General features: G+C 37.8%; 20 protein-coding genes. 11 read left to right on the top strand and 9 right to left on the bottom strand.

The annotated features are described in order from the left end of the window. Nucleotides 1-156: 156 nt before the first annotated feature. On the bottom strand, nt 157-855 hold the full coding sequence (gene radC / locus BUL40_RS15400; RefSeq protein WP_080319958.1) for a RadC family protein: 699 nt from the start codon (nt 853-855) through the stop codon (nt 157-159). Nucleotides 856-938: 83 nt separating this feature from the next. Between radC and BUL40_RS15395 the strand changes: the two genes are divergently transcribed. The 9 genes from BUL40_RS15395 (at nt 939) to BUL40_RS15355 (ending at nt 7,444) form a co-directional block, all read left to right on the top strand. After that, nucleotides 939-1,385 (top strand): DUF1569 domain-containing protein, encoded by a 447-nt coding sequence (locus tag BUL40_RS15395; protein WP_080319957.1) that lies wholly within the window; start codon nt 939-941, stop codon nt 1,383-1,385. Beyond that, entirely contained in the window at nt 1,386-1,967 is a 582-nt protein-coding gene (locus BUL40_RS15390) for a Crp/Fnr family transcriptional regulator (RefSeq protein WP_080319956.1), read from the top strand. 2 nt (nt 1,968-1,969) lie between these two features. Then, nucleotides 1,970-2,686, top strand: coding sequence for a hypothetical protein (locus BUL40_RS15385; protein ID WP_080319955.1), 717 nt, complete (start codon nt 1,970-1,972; stop codon nt 2,684-2,686). Between the two features lie 122 nt (nt 2,687-2,808). Further along, a complete protein-coding gene (locus BUL40_RS15380) occupies nt 2,809-4,038 on the top strand; it encodes a hypothetical protein (protein WP_080319964.1) in 1,230 nt (409 codons plus the stop codon). Continuing rightward, the gene (locus BUL40_RS15375) at nt 4,028-4,909 is read left to right on the top strand and encodes a DNA adenine methylase (RefSeq protein WP_080319954.1); all 882 of its coding nucleotides are present in this window, start codon (nt 4,028-4,030) and stop codon (nt 4,907-4,909) included. The genes BUL40_RS15380 and BUL40_RS15375 overlap by 11 nt, the downstream gene beginning before the upstream one ends. Before the next feature lie 168 nt (nt 4,910-5,077). After that, nucleotides 5,078-5,815: a hypothetical protein gene (locus tag BUL40_RS15370; protein WP_080319953.1), complete on the top strand. Its 738-nt coding sequence runs from the start codon at nt 5,078-5,080 to the stop codon at nt 5,813-5,815. 236 nt (nt 5,816-6,051) lie between these two features. Next, complete coding sequence (locus BUL40_RS15365; RefSeq protein WP_080319952.1) at nt 6,052-6,390, top strand: YciI family protein; 339 nt, start codon at nt 6,052-6,054, stop codon at nt 6,388-6,390. 11 nt (nt 6,391-6,401) lie between these two features. Then, nucleotides 6,402-6,923: an SRPBCC family protein gene (locus BUL40_RS15360; RefSeq protein WP_244901889.1), complete on the top strand. Its 522-nt coding sequence runs from the start codon at nt 6,402-6,404 to the stop codon at nt 6,921-6,923. A 119-nt stretch (nt 6,924-7,042) separates the two neighbouring features. Further along, nucleotides 7,043-7,444 (top strand): DoxX family protein, encoded by a 402-nt coding sequence (locus BUL40_RS15355; protein WP_080319951.1) that lies wholly within the window; start codon nt 7,043-7,045, stop codon nt 7,442-7,444. Nucleotides 7,445-7,506: 62 nt separating this feature from the next. Here the strand turns inward: BUL40_RS15355 and BUL40_RS15350 are convergent, their stop codons facing one another. Then, nucleotides 7,507-8,859, bottom strand: a complete 1,353-nt coding sequence (locus tag BUL40_RS15350; protein ID WP_080319962.1) for a UDP-N-acetylmuramate--L-alanine ligase — start codon at nt 8,857-8,859, stop codon at nt 7,507-7,509. Between the two features lie 76 nt (nt 8,860-8,935). Here BUL40_RS15350 and BUL40_RS15345 point away from each other — a divergent pair, with 76 nt between their 5' ends. Both BUL40_RS15345 and BUL40_RS15340 read left to right on the top strand, forming a co-directional pair. Next, nucleotides 8,936-9,247, top strand: coding sequence for a cupin domain-containing protein (locus BUL40_RS15345; protein ID WP_080319950.1), 312 nt, complete (start codon nt 8,936-8,938; stop codon nt 9,245-9,247). A gap of 4 nt (nt 9,248-9,251) precedes the next feature. Beyond that, nucleotides 9,252-10,037 carry an SDR family oxidoreductase gene (locus BUL40_RS15340; protein ID WP_176465499.1) on the top strand — a complete coding sequence of 262 codons (786 nt, stop codon included), beginning with the start codon at nt 9,252-9,254 and terminating at the stop codon, nt 10,035-10,037. Here the strand turns inward: BUL40_RS15340 and BUL40_RS15335 are convergent, their stop codons facing one another. The 7 genes from BUL40_RS15335 to obgE all read right to left on the bottom strand — a co-directional run bounded on the left by BUL40_RS15335 (nt 10,038) and on the right by obgE (nt 16,701). After that, nucleotides 10,038-10,772, bottom strand: coding sequence for a LytR/AlgR family response regulator transcription factor (locus BUL40_RS15335; RefSeq protein WP_010519367.1), 735 nt, complete (start codon nt 10,770-10,772; stop codon nt 10,038-10,040). After that, nucleotides 10,769-11,842 carry a sensor histidine kinase gene (locus BUL40_RS15330; RefSeq protein WP_080319948.1) on the bottom strand — a complete coding sequence of 358 codons (1,074 nt, stop codon included), beginning with the start codon at nt 11,840-11,842 and terminating at the stop codon, nt 10,769-10,771. Before BUL40_RS15330 ends, BUL40_RS15335 begins: the two co-directional genes overlap by 4 nt. Nucleotides 11,843-11,865: 23 nt before the next feature. Then, a complete protein-coding gene (locus BUL40_RS15325; protein WP_010519365.1) occupies nt 11,866-12,150 on the bottom strand; it encodes a hypothetical protein in 285 nt (94 codons plus the stop codon). Between the two features lie 3 nt (nt 12,151-12,153). Next, complete coding sequence (locus tag BUL40_RS15320) at nt 12,154-12,342, bottom strand: hypothetical protein (RefSeq protein ID WP_080319947.1); 189 nt, start codon at nt 12,340-12,342, stop codon at nt 12,154-12,156. Between the two features lie 320 nt (nt 12,343-12,662). Then, complete coding sequence (locus BUL40_RS15315; protein WP_080319946.1) at nt 12,663-14,972, bottom strand: S9 family peptidase; 2,310 nt, start codon at nt 14,970-14,972, stop codon at nt 12,663-12,665. Between the two features lie 143 nt (nt 14,973-15,115). Continuing rightward, on the bottom strand, nt 15,116-15,640 hold the full coding sequence (locus BUL40_RS15310) for a DUF4136 domain-containing protein (RefSeq protein WP_080319945.1): 525 nt from the start codon (nt 15,638-15,640) through the stop codon (nt 15,116-15,118). A gap of 59 nt (nt 15,641-15,699) precedes the next feature. Next, a complete protein-coding gene (gene obgE / locus BUL40_RS15305; RefSeq protein ID WP_080319944.1) occupies nt 15,700-16,701 on the bottom strand; it encodes a GTPase ObgE in 1,002 nt (333 codons plus the stop codon). Between the last annotated feature and the right edge of the window lie 6 nt (nt 16,702-16,707).

Raw genomic sequence — 16,707 nt, 5'->3', positions numbered from 1 at the left:
GTTGATGGTTGATGGTTGATGGTTGATGGTTGATGGTTGATGGTTGATGGTTGATGGTTGATGGTTGATGGTTGATGATAAGTTGTATGTTGTAACGTAACTAGCAAATATCCACTATTATTAATTTAATTAACGCATACACCTCCCTATTCTAAATTACAACACCCCCTCATCTGCAAAGCTAAAATAAGCCGTTTGGGTTATAATTAAGTGGTCCAGCACTTTTATGTCCAACACCTCGGCAGCCGATTTTAATTTTTGGGTAATTTGCTTGTCCGCCGTACTGGCTTTTAATGTCCCTGATGGATGATTGTGGGCTAGTATAAGGCCTACAGCACCTTGCTCCAAAGCATTTTTCATGACCAACCGTACATCTACCAAGGTTCCGGTAATGCCACCTTTACTTAACTGCTCTTTAAACAGTACTTTATTACTGTTGTTTAGGTAAACAATCCAAAATTCCTCGTGGGGTAAATCGCCCAGTAACGGTTGTAACAAATCAAAAACATCTTTACTGCAGGTAATTTTGGTAATTTTTGCCGCCGCTTCTCCCCTACGCCTACGGCCAATTTCCAAGGCCGCAGCAATACTAATAGCCTTAGCTTCGCCAATACCTTTAAATTGCATTAACTGTTTTATACTGAGTTTTCCCAGTTCGTTTAAATTGTTATCCGCAGCAGCCAATATACGTTTAGACAATTCTACGGCAGACTCTTCCCTACTTCCAGAACCAATAAGTATGGCAATAAGTTCCGCATCTGAAAGGGCCGTTCTGCCTTTTGCTACTAATTTTTCTCTAGGCTTATCATCGTCTGACCAGTGTTTTATGGAAAACGATCGTGCTTTTTCTTGCATGGGCTAAATATAACCGAAATTTAATTTTTGCCCAGATAATTTATCGCTATTTTGTAATTTGAAGCACTAAATACAAGCACCTTATGAAATCTATTTTTGATACCGAAGCTTACGAAGAACTAATGGCAAGAGCCGATAAACTCACCCCAGATTCGCCACGCGGTTGGGGCAAAATGAGTGCCGCACAAATGGCTTGGCATTGCCAATACCCGTTACAACTAGCGGTAACGAATAAAAAAACAAAGGTAAACGGTAAGTTTTTTTTGGCAAGGTGGTTTTTTAAAAAATCGTTATATAATGATAGACCCTGGCGTAAAAACCTGCCAACCGCACCCCAATTGGTTGCTAGGGAAGAAAAAGATTTTACTACCGAAATTGAAAAACTAAAAGCACTTATAACCGATTGCCACGAGGTAAAAACAAGAGAAACATGGAATCCGCACCCATTTTTTGGCACCTTTACCAAAGACCAATGGGGACAATTAGAGTACAAACATTTAGACCACCATTTTAAACAATTTGGCGTGTAAATGGATAGCAGTTGTTTCTTGCATCAAATTTTTAAACCCGAGAATTTTTCAGTAGCAGATTTACAACTTATCACCGAACAATTTACGGAAGTCGACTTTGCTAAAAATGACACCTTGATTGAAAGTGGTAAAATCGCCAATTACTATTATTTCTTGGAAAGCGGTTATTTACGGTCTTCCATTTACGATACACACGGCAATGATATTACCACCAAATTTTTCTGCCCACTGGATATTGTAATCGACTGGAATGCCTACTTTTTAAAACAGCCCTGTAAAGAGCGCATAGTAGCACTTACTGAAGGCAAAGCGTGGCGTATTACCTTCACCAATTTTATGAAGTTATTTCATATTGAAGCCTTTAGAGAAGTGGGTCGCACCCGATTAGTCAACAGCTATTTTGAGCTTAAAAACCATTCCCTAGCAGTAATTGCAGAACCCGCAAAGGATAGGTATTTGCGTTTAATGCAGCAGGAACCAGCGTTGCTGCAACATGCCCCCTTAAAACATTTGGCAACCTATCTAGGTATTACGGATACGTCTTTAAGTAGAATTAGAAAAGAAATAGCAAAATCACCTTGACCATGATTACAGACCAAGTGCCGTTGGGGCTAAGTATTTTATTTTTAATTGCGTTTTTGGCTCCGCTAATCTTAATTGTGCAGCTGGTACGCCAGTATAGTAGTAACATCAATAGCGTATTGGTACTGTTGTTTTATCTCTTTTTTCTATTGGGCGTGCTCCTACTACAATACAACGGGTATTTTAATGCGGTAAGCTTACCTCCCAGAATCATTGTATTAACTACCCTACCGCTTTTAGCTTTTTACCTTATAGTAATCCATCAAACTACATTTTATAAAAACCTAGTACAGAACACACCCTTAGCTGCTTGGGTACAATTGCATCTATTTAGATTAATTGGAGGTTTTTTTCTTGTGCTTTGGGCCTTAAATACCCTACCCAAGACGTTTGCGCTTATTGCTGGTACGGGAGATATTATAACCGCATTGAGTTCCCTTTATGTAGCTAGCACCATAAGACAAAAGAAAAGTTATGCCAAGCGCTTAACTTGGATTTGGAACACCTTTGGCCTGTTAGATATACTTGCTACCTCTTTTACGGCGGTGTTACTGACCAAATGGAATATAGAAACGGGTAGCATGGGGGTGGATATTCTTACCACCTTCCCCTACTGTTTTATCCCCGCCTTTGCCCCAGCTACCATTATTTTTCTACATGTTACTATTTACAAAAAACTATTGAAGTGGGATACTACAATTGATGTATCAAAACCGTAGCTAAAAAAAGGAGCGTTTGCCAACATAAATTTTAGTAGTTTTATACCAAACAGATATGCGCTATATAACTAACGGCTATTTGGTTGTTGTGCTTCTTGCGAGAAAAACATAAAAATTTAGACATGAGTCAAAAAATTGAAGAAATCAAAATAGAAGACTTAGTTCTTTGGACCGAAAACCCGAGAGACCCAATTGACCCAAAAAGTAACGACCAAGATGTAGCCGATAGGGCATGGAAGGACGAACACGATAAATGGAATTTGCAAAAATTGGCCAAGGAAATGAAGGATTTCTATGATTTCAGTGAGTTACCGACCGTAGTTTATCATGGGAAAAAGCCTCTTGTTTATGACGGCAATAGAAGAATGATATTAGCAAAATTAAAACATGACTTAGTCAAACTTCCAGACTTTGATAAAACGAAAATACCTCATATTCCAAAGATAATACCATGTAATGTGTGCGATAAAGACATTGCGATAAAGAATGTTTTCAGAAAACATGGCGACTCGGGTTCTTGGTCACCTTTGGATAGAGATATTTTCATAAACAAGTATATGAATGGACCAAAAAGCACCTTCTTAAAAATTGATGAATCAACAGGCATTATTTCAAAGAACCCTCACTTAAATCAAGTTTTCGTTAAAAATGAGATTTTCACTAAAGAAAAACTCAAAGAAATGGGCTTCGAGTTTAATCAGGACGACTTAGAGAGTAAACACACTAAATATGAAGCGAAAACAATATTAGACGATATATCTAGTAAGGTTGCTTCTAAGACGATAACTACAAGAAAAAATCGGGGCAAAATAATAGACGTATTGGACAAATCTTCAAGAAGTCTAATTGATGCAAATAAGAAAAAACCATTATCAAAAATTCAAGTAAACGCGTCAGGTACCACAACTACACCAAAGAAGAAACAAGCACCAAGAACAAAGAGACAAGAGCCTGAAATCTTCAATGGTAAACTATACTTAAAATCAGGACAAGTTAGCGACCTTTACAGGGATATAGTTGACTTATATGCATTCTATCAACATAAAAAAGACACATTTAGTCAGTATTTCCCAAGCTTGGTGCGTATGGCTCTGAGATTGCTTTGTGAAACTGCGGCCAATGATAGTGGACAGACTTTAGATAAATATCTCAAAGCAAATTTTAATAACGCCAAAAAGAATTTAGACAAAGATGCCAAGACAACTTTATCTACTCAAAATGTAAGCGAAGGAACACTTATTCAACTGCTACATATTGGAGCACATAACTATCAAGCTGGTAATAACCTTAACCAAACTATCGCAGTATCTATCATAGTTGGTGAAATTTTAACAATCACGCATGGAAGATAGTGAAAGACATAGCAAATTTGAATCTCCCTTAAGGTATCCAGGTGGTAAAGCCTGTATATTTCCTTTCATTTCTAATCTTTTCTATGAAAACAACCTTCTCGGAGTGAACTATGCTGAACCTTATGCAGGTGGTTCAGGACTAGCACTCAAGTTACTGTTTAATGAATACGTAAATGAAATATTTATTAATGACTACGATTATTCGATTTTTTCATTTTGGCATTCAATCTTAGAATCAAATCAAAGATTTTGCGATTGGGTTGAAGATGTCGAAATAGACATAGAGAATTGGAAATATTTCAAATCGGTTCAAAAAAATCCAGATAAATTCAGCCAATTTGAACTAGGACAAGCAGTGTTCTTTCTTAATAGAACTAACATTTCAGGAATTATCAAGGGTGGCCCAATTGGTGGGCTTGAACAAAAAGGAAAATACAAAATCAACGCTAGGTTTAACAAATCAGACCTCATTAGGAGAATTGAAAGAATTGACAAATTCAAACACAGAATTAGACTTAGCAACCTTGATGGAATCCGGTTTATAAAAAACTTAGATAAAAAAAGCCAAAACACTTTTATCTACCTTGACCCGCCTTACGTACACAAAGGAGCAGATTTGTATATGAATTACTTCAAAAAGAGAGACCATGAAATTCTTGCTCGCCAAGTTGAAAAGATAAATCACAAATGGCTTGTTTCCTATGATAATAATGACTTTATTCTAAACCTCTACGACAACCAGCAAAGACTTAGATATAGCTTATCACAATCAGCGTCAAATCGAGTAGGAAATGAGATCTTGGTCTTTTCAGGGCAATTAAACTTTAGTGATTCGATTGAGAAACTTAAGAATGTGGAATTAATACAATAAAAAGCACGAAAGCACAACAAAGAACTGAGGTGATAAACAGATTCTTTTAGTTCAATTTCGACACATATTTCTCAACGTAAGATATTCCGGATTTTAAGTTTGGTGAGTATATGTAAAATTAGACACCAAAGCAAGTAACTACATAAAACCAGAACTTTTATACCACTAATGATCAAACTTCGAAAAATACTGTTGTTAAGCTTGGCTTCTATCGCATTTTATACTTGTGAAAAGAAAAAGGAACCATCCTATTCAGAATTTGAACAAAAAGTGTTTTATGAGTTGTTTCCAGAACTTTCGGACATGCTGCATACAGATACTCGTATCATTGCAACACCACCACCTCCCCCACCAGAATATTTGACCAAACTAGGTTTTAACGCCGTAGATAACTATGACAATGCATTTGAGAATTGGAAAAAATCTGATGACTATCAAGAAAAAGCAAATCTACTGCAGAACAGACAGGATTCGATTCTAAATACCACTACCGAAATAACTATAGCTTTTCCCGATTCCATAATCCAATTTGAAAAAGAAGACGCACAAGCATTAATTAATCATTTTAAAGAGCAAAAACTTGTTGTGGACACTTTAAATTTTAAATCACACAATGGGTTTAAAGTAAACTTTGCCAATCTAAAGTCCAACAATGAGCTATTACTTTTCAGACCCATCTCTCAATTTCCTAAAAACGGAGCATTTTGGACCACTACATACAAATTCAACTTTAGCGGTTCAATGTCATTTACCCGAATTTTATTTGACAAAACAAAAACCTACGGTGTTTTAAATGCTAGTTTTGTAAAAGGACGTTTGAATGGAGGAGGTTGCCGTATTTTTATTCGTAAAGATGAAAATGGTAGCTGGAAAATTGATAAAATCAAAGAAACTTGGGTTTCTTAGAAAACACTACCAACCAAAAACAGAATGAAAATTAAAGCCTAAAAAAAACCAGTTAATCTTCTTGGAACCCCAATTTTCTATAGTATTAGAATACTTCAAATTACCTCTACGCTCAGAAGTTTTACCGCCAATTAGCTTAGCCAACCACCCAGCCTAATTTGCTTTCTTGTCTTATGACAAGTTTTTTCTGTTTATGCTCTTTTAGTTTTGGCTCGTAATCATTTAAAAACAATCAAATGAAAAACGAGACTTTATTTATGATGCTTTTTAAGTATCAACCAGATGCGGTAAAATTATCCAAGGGAGAAGAAGCAACAGTGGCCCATGCTTGGGGTGAATTTATAGGCACCATCGCCCTAAAAGAAAAATTAGTGAGTACCCATCAACTAGGGCAACCCGTACAATATGTGGGCCATAGCCCAAATAGCAGTATAGCATCCAAAGAAATAATTGGCGGCAACATGGTAATTAAAGCCAATTCTATGGAAGAAGCTTGTGCTTTAGCCCAAAAATCTCCCATACTACAAATGGGTGGCTTTGTAGAAATAAGGACTATAATTCCAATGCAGGATTAAAAATGAAGAAGATGATGTATATCCTAATCGCCGTTTTAGTAGCAGGTATCATTAGTGTACTAATAGCCGCTAACACTACCAAACAAATCTATTTAGAAAACAGTATTACCATACAGGCTCCTTTAGACCGGGTATTTAATCAGGTACGGTATTTAGAAAAGTTCCCAGAGTGGAGCCCGTTTTTAGAGATAGACCCTAACCAAAAGATAACCGTAACCGGTACAGATGGTACTATAGGGGCACAATACCACTGGGTTGGCAACCAGGGTAAAGATGTAGGTTACCAAGAATTAATAGTTATTGAAGAACAAGCCAAGCTGGTATTTAAATGTACTATAGAAAAACCCTATACGGCAGCACCCCAATTTACCTATCTATTTGTACCCGTAGGTAATACCACTAAGGTTATTCAACAATTTGAGCTAAAATCAGGAACCATGAACGCCATCTTTATGTGGCTATTTGGAACAAAAAAGCAAATGCAGCAATTAAACGCCAGGGGTTTGCAGCTTTTAAAAAAGACATTGGAATAGAAAAAATACCGTTAACCCTACCTTTTTTACACTTGAACGTTACATACCTAAATCACAACTATATTGGGCATTACATAAGCATTGAGCATTGTACTTTAAGAGCACCAAATCGTATTGTTATGAATAGTAATAAAACAATGTATCGTATTAGTCTAGGAATATTTTGTTTGGCCATATTAGGTGCGGTAGCAAACTCTATAGTAAACTACAGTACTGTGGCAGAAACGTTCTTAAAACTGGGCTACCCTTCCTATTTAATAGAAATTCTAGGTGTAGCGCAGGTAATTGGGGTATTGCTTTTAATCCTAAACAAAGGACAATGGTTTATAGAATGGGTCTATGCCGGCTTCTTTTTAAACCTTATCCTAGGTTTTATTGCCCATCTAGTATCTAATTACGGTAACGGGGCTTCTGCAGTGCTCTGTCTAATTCCGCTTCTAGTAAGTTATATTTTATACAAACGCATGGAACAGACCGAAGTTGGCAAAAACAAGATTGGCGACATTAATTATAACGTTTAAAATGCAGTTCTTTAAACGTTAAAACCCGTTCCGAAAGAGTCATCAGGAACGGGTTTTATTTTTTAAAATAGTTTAGCAACCTCTTTAAAATCCAAACCGCCGTAATTTCCAGAACTCATGAGCAATAACGCCATATTTTCCATGGAATGGGAAAATAGGAATTCTTTAAAATCCGCTGGATCGGTATAGATAGCCAAATCTTCGCGCTCAAAAGCAGCTGCAATATCTTGTTCAGAAACTTCTTCTAACTGTTTTATTTTTACCGCTTCTGGTGAATAAAAAACCACCGCTTCGTCTGCTGCTTGTAAGGCACCATTGTATTCCTTTAAAAATTCGGAATTTAGACTACTATAGGTATGCAATTCTAGGCAAGCCAGCACCTTTTTATTGGGGTACTGTTCTTTTAGCGCGTTGGTAGTGGCCATTACCTTACTAGGGGAGTGGGCAAAGTCTTTAAAAGCTACCGCATTTTTATTTTCCCCTATTTTTTCTAGACGCTTGCTGGCTCCTTTAAATGTTGAGATAGCCTCGTAAAAATCCACCTCATCCACCCCCATTTGTTGGCAGATCCATTTGGCACCCGCAAGATTGTTTAAGTTATGCTGCCCAAATATTTCTAACGGCATGGGGCCATCTTCTGTCTCTAAGTACGTTGTGCCATCCGCTACTGTATATTCTGGTGTTTCATAGGGAAATTTACGAATGGTATTTTCAGAAGCTTCTACAACTTCCTTTACCGCTGTATCTTCCGTATTGTACGTAATACTACCTCCACTTACAATGCCATCTACAAAAATCTTGAATTGCTCTACATAGTTTTCGTAAGTAGGAAAAACATTAATGTGGTCCCAAGCTATGCCAGACAGTAGGGCAATATTGGGTTGGTATAAATGAAATTTAGGGCGCCTATCTATGGGCGAAGACAAATATTCATCGCCCTCTAACACTATAAAATCATTTTCTGTAGTTAAATGCACCATTCTATCAAACCCCTCCAACTGCGCTCCTACCATGTAATCTACCGCTATATTATTATACGCCAATACGTGTAAAATCATAGAAGTGATGGTGGTCTTACCATGACTACCGCCTATAACTACTCGAGTTTTGTCTTTAGACTGTTCATATAAAAATTCTGGATAAGAATAAATGGTAATCCCCAATTCCTTGGCACGCAACAACTCTGGATTATCTGGTTTGGCATGCATTCCTAAGATTACCGCGTCTAAAGATTCGGTTATTTTTTCTGGGTACCATCCAAATTCCAAGGGTAGCAATCCCTTGTTTTCTAACCTACTTTTAGAGGGTTCATAGATGATATCGTCACTTCCTGTTATCTGGTATCCTTTATGCTGTAGGGCCAAAGCTAGATTGTGCATAGCACTGCCCCCAATAGCGATAAAATGTATTTTCATTGCCTTGTAATTATAGCCCAAAGATAACCAATGCGTCTTAGGATTATTTTTATCTTGATGGCTAAATAACACCAAAATGAACTTAAAAGACATAACAGCTAAAGAAATACTACCGGGCCTACATGGTAAATTAATTCATGGCGATGCGTTGAGCTGGGCCTTCTGGGAGGTAGAAGCCGGTGCAATAGTGCCAGAACACCATCATATTCACGAACAAATTATGCATGTGGTAACAGGCCAATTTGAATTTAGCTTAAACGGTGAAAGCAAAACCTATGTTGCAGGAGATGTAGTGGTTATCCCTTCTAATGTACCGCATGGGGGCAAAGCCATAACCCCTTGCAAACTCATGGATGTATTTACCCCAGTTAGGGAAGATTATAAATAAGCGTATGGAAGTATCAGTTAAAGGGAAAAAAGCATTGGTAGGTGGTAGCTCTAACGGTATTGGTTTGGCTATTGCCAAAGAATTAGCCGCAAGTGGAGCTAGTGTAACCCTAATGTCTCATCGGGTTGAAAAACTTTTGGCAATTTTAAAAGAGCTGCCCACAGACCAAGGACAACAACACCAATATCTTTTAGTAGATTTTACCGATTTTGAGAATTACAAGCGCATTATAAACGCCTATTTTGAACAAAACACCGTAGACATTCTGGTAAACAATACGCAGGGCCCTGCCGCAGGTGGCGCACTGGAAAAAACGGTAGCCGATTACCAACAGGCATTTGATTTGTTATTTAAAACCGTAGTCTACACTACGGAGAAGGCGTTGCCCAAAATGCAAGAAAATGGTTGGGGGCGTATTATTAATGTGGCCTCTATATCTGTAAAAGAGCCGCTAAACTATTTGGCCTTGAGCAATACGGTACGGGCGGCCGTGACCACATGGGCCAAAGGTTTATCTTTAGATGTTGGCCAGTTTGGTATAACCGTAAACAACATCCTTACCGGGTATTTTGATACGGACCGTATAGCCCAATTAAATGCTAAAAAAGCAGAAAAGATGAATGTTTCTCAAGAAGAAGTGCGCCGTACTATGGAGGATATGGTTCCCGTAAAGCGTATTGGCAAGCCAGAAGAATATGGTTTCTTGGTTACTTTTTTAGCATCAGATAAGGCCGCTTTTTTAACGGGCACCAACATTCCGTTAGACGGGGGGCTCTTAAAAAGCATGTAATTACAGGCTTAATTTGTCTTTAAACAAATACGATTGGCGGCGTGATACTTCTATCTCGTCTCCATTTTGCATGCTTAGCTTTAGTTTGCCATTAAACCACGGAATTACCTCCTTTATAAAACCAATATTTACAATTTGCTGCCTGCTTACCCTAAAAAATTGCTCTTGTGGCAGCTTATCTTCCACTTGTTGCAAAGATTTATATAGCATTGGTTTTTGGTCCTGAAAAAACACGCGGGTATAATTGCCCACTATTTCAAAATGCGATATTTCTCCAATTTTCAATAGCCAGCATTTTTCGCCATCTTTTATAAAAATCTGACTTTGCAAATGCAAGCGTGCCTCAGGCGCGTTAGTTGTTACACCGTTCTGTGTTTCTTGTAAAGTGCCCTGCACCTTTTCAATGCTCTTATCAAACCGTTTTTGATTTATGGGTTTTAAAAGATAATCAAGTGCATTGTATTCAAAAGATTTAATAGCATACTCATCAAAGGCAGTCGTAAAAATGGTGATGGGCACCTCATCCAACATTTCCAACAACTCAAACCCATCTTTTTCTGGCATGTTAATATCCAAAAACAGTAAATCTGGGTTGGTTTCTTTTATCAATTCAAAACCTTGGTCCACATTTTCAGCTTCGCCCAAAAGCTCAATATCCTTGTGTTTTTTCAACAACTCTTTAAGCTCATTTCGTGCCAAACGAGAATCTTCTACAATGACCGCTTTTATCATCATACCAAAGGAATTTTTATTAAAGCCACTACCTCATCTCCTTCTTCCGTAAGCGAAAAACTGGCTTTGGCGCCATACAGCAATTGTAAGCGCTGCCTAATATTTTTAAGTCCCAAATGGGTGCCATCTTTTGCCAATTGTAACTTTCCAGAATTACGCACCTCTATAAGCAAATCAGTAGCTTCTTTTTTCGTTTTTAGGGCGATGGTACCGCCGTTTTTTAAATTAGAAATACCGTGTTTTGCCGCATTCTCTACCAGCAATTGAATAATCATTGGAGGTATTTGCAAACTCTTGGTTTCTGGTGCTATGTTAGTCACGAATTGCAAACGTTCTTCAAACTGTATTTTAGACAAATCGATGTAATTAGCCACCATTTCTAGTTCTTCTTCTAACGCAATTGAGTTTTTGGCATTTTGGGTCAAAGAATACCGGAGCATCTCGGACAATTTGGTAATCATATCCCTAGAACGTTCTACATCTTCTAGCATTAATCCCCTTATGTTATTTAAACTATTGAACATAAAATGCGGATTAATTTGTCCTTTAAGGGTATTTAACTGCGCTTGTTTTAAATTGCTGTTGAGCTCTGTACGTTCTAAATGGTCTTGGTTAGATTTGAGCATCAACTTAATAGCAAAGTAGAGCATGGTCCAACCTAAAATGGTGATAAAAGAATTGGCAATAATTACGCCCCAACCGGCATTTTTGTAGATATCCGGAACTTTAGTCACATCAGATTCAAAAAACTGATGCGATAAATAGCCCGCAGCGTAAGAAAGTAACGCATAAGCGGCAGCACAAACTATAACGCTTATAAATATCCAGAGCCAGTAGCGCTTTTTAAAATCGTTGAGTTCAATTTTTCGCTTTAAATAAGCTCTAAGCAATCCGGTACAAAACAGGCCAATTACAAAGCTTGTTGCTAAAGAAAATTTTAAAAAACCAGAAGATTTAAACCCGTCTACATCTGGTGTAAACACATAGGCAAAACCTAAAATAGCACCCCAAGAAATTACTTGAATGCTCCAAAACAAAAGGTTTCTATACCTATTCCAAACGCTTTTTGCCATGTATATGAGTTACCGTTTTCTAATTATCCTATCCAAAGATAGGCAACTTTACCTACTGCCGTACCAACGCCAAAGCACAAGGCTGCCAAAGCGATTATCACTAAAATCTTACGAAAGATATTCCCTTTTGTGAATAGGCAATGTAACGCCCTTTTGTCTTTAAAAAAAGTATATACCAGTGTACCTATACCACCTAAAAGCATTACAGAACTAATAATAAGTTCATTGTTGGCTACATTAGAAAGTAAAACAGCTGCCAATAAAATGGCAGCTGCCAGTAGTAAGGATTGGTTGATGGTTAATTTCATAAACTACGCTTTTGTATAATTAGTTGTACCTTCTTTGTGCAATACTACACTGCCAATTAGTATACAACCGGTGTAAATTGCAAACGCAATTGTCATTGTTGCCACACCGGCAAAAATTCCGAATGTTCCTGAAAGGATAGCTAAACTACCTACACCTAACACTGTTTTCTTTGTGATGTCCATTGTTTTCATGATTGTTGTTTTTTGATGATTGATAATTGATTTTTGATTGATAATTGATTTTTGATTGATAATTGAATTGTGATTGATGATTTACATAAATAGGCCTACTAAAAGACTTACTATTAATTTGATAACCGTTACCATGCTGTTCGTTTTTATTTATACAGCTAAACTACTACCCTAATGATGGTTTTGAAACTAAATTATGACGAATGGTAAGTTCCCTTGCCCGAACGGTAAACAAATATTACCCAATTGAAAATCAAGCACTTTACGAAACAAAAAAGGGAGCCGAAGCTCCCTTAAATTCTTTAAAACGACCGTATTTACTAGCCTTTTACCGCTTTTTTAACGGGTTGTTGGGTATTTAAATGTTCTGCAAAAAAGCCCATCATAGCTTTGTACAATTCTATACGGTTTTCTTCTTTGCCAAACCCGTGACCTTCATCATACTTTACCATATAAGGTACTGCTTGCCCCTTGGCCCGCAGCCCTTCTACAATTTGGTCAGATTCGTTAATATTAACCCTAGGGTCATTGGCCCCTTGCACTACAAATAAGGGCTTTTTAATTTTATCTATATGATTTACGGGAGAAACCTCTTCCATAATTTTCTTTTCTTCTGGAACATTAGGGTCGTACCAAATCTCTTGTACAATTTCCAAATACGGTTTCCAGTATTCTGGAAAAGAATCCATGAACGTAAACAGATTAGACACCCCCACATAATCTACACCGCAGGCATACAAGTCTGGTGTTTTGGTTAACCCACGCAGTACCGCATAACCACCATGGCTACCGCCATAAATGGCTGCCTTATCCTTATCTACCCAGCCTTGGTCTACCACATACTGTAAGCCATCTTCTACATCGTCCATAGCTTTTCTACCAATTTGCTTAAAGCCAGACTCTAAAAATTCTCTACCGTAACCTCCAGAAATTCTAAAATTAACTTGTAAAGTAGCGTAACCTCTACTAGCAAATAACTGAGCTTCTGGATTAAAGCCCCAACTATCTCTAATACCTTGTGGGCCACCATGTGGGTTTACTATTACCGGAACTTTTTGGCCTTCCAAAGCTGCTTTGGGCAAGGTAATATAGCCATGTATGGTTTTACCGTCCCTACTTTTAAACGTTATTGGCCGCATTTCTGCCATGTCTTCTTCCTTAAGCTGCGGCATTAAATCGAACAGAAAGGTAAACTCGTCTTTAGCTACATTATAAGCGTAGTATTCGCCATACAACTTATCACTTGTAATATATAACAACACCTGATTTTCATCTTCTGTAGCATCTGTGAGGTAGAACTGTTGATTCGGAAATTTTTGAGCAATGCGTTTGTGTAGTTTTTTAAAAGACGCACTAATAGGTACTAGCTGGTACTTATCTCCCTCATAAGCAACATAGTCTAACTCATACCCGCGTTTTTTAGAAATAGACAAATTGGAAACATCATAATCTGGATGTTGGTATACCTCTTCCAAGGTTTTACCCGTCTTAAAATCGAACTTTATAATTTTGGTCTTATCGCTCTCCAAGTTGGTAAGTACATAGGCATCATCTGGGTTGTCCGTAGCATAGTCAAAAGCCAAAACAGAAAAAGTATCTTTCCAGTTTAGCTCTTTAAATAAGGCATAACCGCCATTACCATCTGCATAATAATACTGCATATCTACCCCATTTACCATTTTAGCATAGCCCTTAAGATTTCCATCCTTATCAAAATCGTACCCCATAATTGGGTTTTGCGGGTCTTCGTTCTTAAACAATTGCTCCAAAGCCCCAGTTTCTATATTCACCTTAAATGGTTCAAAAACTTGTGGGTTGTTTTTGTTCATAGAAACAATAATGTGGTTTTTGTCTTCTTTCAACAAATTAGAAAACTCTGCCTTGACCCCTTCAAAAGGAGTTAGGTCCATAGTATTACTGCCATCTAGATTGGCGGCATACACATGGTAATTTTCGTCCCCACCTTTATCCATTAAATAGGCTAAACGATTGTTATTTAACCACGCATAACCCCTAATTAGCTCTTCCTTTTCCTCAACGGCCATCTTAACATCGCCGGTGGCTACATTTTTAACCATTACATGGCGTTTACCCCTATCGTCCTTTTCCATGTAAGACATATACTTGCCGTCTGGTGAAAAGCGAAAAGTAGAAGCTTTGGGTCTTGCAAAATAATCTTCTACACTGTATTTATAATCACCTTTATCCAAGGCTTGCAATTGTTGTAAATCGGCCTCCGAACTTACTAAATCCGGATTGCCAGGAATTGTTTTTTCTGTTTTCATAAGTGTTAAAGGAAGTTCCATACCGCCTTGGTAAAAAGTACCGTTAATGCTGCTTGCGCTCCATATCCCTACATACTTTATGCCTCCTTGTTTAAATTCTATTGTTAGTTCTTTTTCATTTAAAGTGGTCACGTCCATTGGAATGCCCGTTGCGCCTTGTGTAGGACTATCCATGGTACTGGATAGTTCACCAGAAGCATTTGTAATGTTAAAAATTAAAGGTAATTCCGTACCCTGTACCTTTAAATTTCCCTTCCAGCTACCTGCAATGTCTTGTGCGGCTACGCTAAACGCGCCAAGCATACAAAACAGTGCCATTACTGCTTGCTTTTTGATTGTGTTCATAGTTTTCCTTTTAATTGATTGTGAATATGAGTAGGCAAAATAATTGATTTGTTACCTACTATCTAAAATTAAAAGTACTAGAAAGTTAAGATTTACCCTATGTATTTATGGGCAGCGGTAATTTTAAACTAGTGAACGGGAAATTATTTGGTGTAAGGCGGAAACTTTTTAAAGACCTTGTCTACCACCGCTTTTAGTTGTTGTTCCCTAACGGAAGGTGATGCATTATCTCTAAAAGATTGTTCTGCAATAGCCTGCCAAAACAACTGGTCTTTGGCTACGTCTACAAAATCGAACTGTATGCTACGTTGCATTCCTGAGTTACCTATGGGCAGCCCAATAGATATACCGCCACCTACGTTTCTACCCGTACCCCCAACACCAACACCAACATTGTTTTGTGGTTGAGACCTGTACGCATTACTTGTAATATTTACGTAAAAATCAGGTTCTTCGTCCAGGATAAACCCTTTTGTAAGTAAGGTAGAATCCAATACCCGTAAAAGTCTTTTTTCATCTAATTGGGTAAGGCCAGAGTTTAATTCCGGATAATAGCTATATTTTACATAGTTGTTAAAGTTCACGGCTTTATCATAATCATAAACTACCCGTGTACCCATACAAGAAGCAAAAGCAACCAAAAATAAAAGCAGAAGTAACCGTTTCATAACCGTCTTTTAAAGACAAATTACAAATAAAGTAGCGGTTTAAATACTACGAAATGTTATTAATTGTTAAGCATGACCCACAACTTATCTTTGAGCTCTTGAATTCCTTTTTGAGCAACGGAAGAAATAAAAATGTATTCCACATCTTTAAAATCTTCTTTCATTAAGCTGTCCATTTCATTGATTAGCTCATCATCTAACATATCTGCCTTAGAAATAGCTACCAAACGTTGTTTGTCCAATAACTCTGGATTGTATCTTCTTAACTCGTCCAAAAGTATTTGGTATTCTTTGGATACGTCCTTACTATCCGCAGGAATTAAAAACAATAAGGTTGCGTTGCGTTCTATGTGTCTTAAAAAGTAATGTCCCAAACCTTTACCTTCCGCGGCACCCTCTATGATTCCTGGAATATCTGCCATAACAAAACTTTGGAAGTCACGATACTCCACAATACCCAAATTGGGTTTTAGCGTAGTAAATTCATAGTCGGCTATTTTTGGTTTCGCCGATGTTATTACGGAAAGTAAGGTAGATTTACCTGCATTGGGAAACCCTACCAAACCAACATCTGCCAACACTTTTAATTCTAAGGTCAACTGCTTTTCTTCTCCCGGCAAACCCGGCTGCGCGTAACGCGGGGTTTGGTTGGTTGCACTTTTAAAATGCCAGTTACCGCGCCCGCCTAACCCTCCTTTTGCAAGGATTTTTTCTTCTCCATCTTCCGTAATCTCAAAAAGAATGGCGTTAGACTCCGTATCTCTAACCACGGTACCCAAAGGCACTTCTAGATAGACATCTGCACCGTCTGCACCGGTACTACGTTGTCTACTACCGTGTTCTCCGTGCCCTGCTTTAAAGTGTTTTTTAAATTTGTAGTGTACCAGCGTCCAGAGGTTTTTGTTCCCCTTGATTATAACATGACCTCCACGACCACCATCACCGCCATCCGGGCCACCCTTGGCCACGAACTTTTCTCTACGTAAATGCGTTGACCCCTGGCCACCTTTGCCAGAGTTAACATGTACTTTTACGTAATCAACAAAATTCCCTTCGGTCATAACTTA

This window comes from Croceivirga radicis, assembly GCF_002072105.2.
Lineage (GTDB): Bacteria > Bacteroidota > Bacteroidia > Flavobacteriales > Flavobacteriaceae > Croceivirga > Croceivirga radicis.
This window is presented reverse-complemented; position numbering and strand designations above follow the sequence as displayed.